At 59.3% G+C, this 1,407-nt stretch carries 1 protein-coding gene; it reads right to left on the bottom strand.

Features of this window, described 5'->3' with window-relative positions; genetic code table 11:
* Nucleotides 1–20: 20 nt before the first annotated feature.
* The gene (locus tag KVY23_RS24820; RefSeq protein WP_308071119.1) at nucleotides 21–1,181 is read right to left on the bottom strand and encodes an ISL3 family transposase; all 1,161 of its coding nucleotides are present in this window, start codon (nucleotides 1,179–1,181) and stop codon (nucleotides 21–23) included.
* Nucleotides 1,182–1,407 lie beyond the last annotated feature (226 nt).

Raw genomic sequence — 1,407 nt, 5'->3', positions numbered from 1 at the left:
TCGAACATACGTGCCCCTCCTTACCTTTGTGTGGGTAGCTTGACCTCGATTCCGCCGAGGTTGAGATAGATCATTGCTTTCAGCGATGCGGCAGAATGGTGGCCGTAGCCTCGGGCGTTGATCAGCCTGATCTTCGAGTTGATTCCCTCGATGAGAGCATTGGAGATACCCAATTCGATTGCTGCGCAGATCGCATCGGATTTCTTGTCGATCATCCGGGCGAGTTGAACGAACGCGACGATCCCGCAGGACTGTGCTTCGTCGATCCAGCGCCGCAAATATCGTGCAGCGTTCGAGGGCGCGACCTTTCGATAAAGATCCCGGAACTGTTCCTTCAAACGCCACGCCGTCCCGACTTCGGTATCAGCTGTGGTCACGGTCCGCAGTAGAGATTTATGGGCCTTGGTGAGCCGATTCTTACCGAGCCGCAGCGCTGTTCGAGCTTTGCGCCACTCCGGTGCTTGCATGGTCAGCGTTCGACGAATGGACGCGGCATCGGAGAACACCCGGTCCAGCGCTCGATTGACCCATTGCATGACGTGAAAGGGATCCATGCATTGACGCGCCTGTGGGACGTGATGTTCGGCGGCCGCCCGGAACGCCGGTGACCCGTCCATCGACACCACCTGCACCTGGTCGCGCTCCTGCGCTGACTGTTGTTCGAAGAACTCCGAAAACGAGTCCCGACCGCGGCCCTCGGAGATATACACGACCTTGCCGGTGTCATGATCGCCCACGATCGTGAGGTACTTGTGGGGATGCCGATAACAGATTTCGTCTACACCAATTCGATACAGCCGATCGAGACGGCGCGAGTCGATCAACGCATCGACCGCGCGTGTGACGATAGAGGTGACCGTGCGCCACGCGCAGCGCATCAACGTTGATACCGAGGTCCTGTCAGTGCGTGTGACCAGCCACAACACTGTGTCCTCGAAGTCCCGCGAATGCCGGGCTCGTGGCCGCGCCCACGGGATGTCCTCGGTCCGAACACCGCAGGTCGGGCACTCGATCCGTCGGATCGAATAGACCAGCCACACCTTGTGCCGGCCGAAATCGAGATGACGCCAGCGACGAGGTTCGCGATCGTAGGCCGCGGTGCTCGAATAGCCACACGGGCACTTCACACGACGTGCCGTAAGTCTGAGCGTGACCTTGACGGAAGCGTCTGTGATCGACACATCCGATACCGATGCACCGGGAATCTGAAGCAGGCGGTTAAATGCAGTACTGACGCGCACGTGTAGCGGTCCTCCGGATTGAGGTTGGTGTAGGAACCCCGAAATCTAGAGGCCCAACACGTGCGCGTCCCTCATCTCACCGGCAACTCGCCGAACACTGCGTCCAACAACACAACCCGCCCTGAACAGCAGAAATGGCGCCCACACAAACCTCAGGAGCGCCACA

This window comes from Rhodococcus sp. I2R (assembly GCF_020889545.1).
GTDB lineage: Bacteria > Actinomycetota > Actinomycetes > Mycobacteriales > Mycobacteriaceae > Rhodococcoides.
The sequence above is the reverse complement of the archived record's forward strand: the minus strand, read 5'-3'. Positions and strand labels throughout refer to the sequence as shown.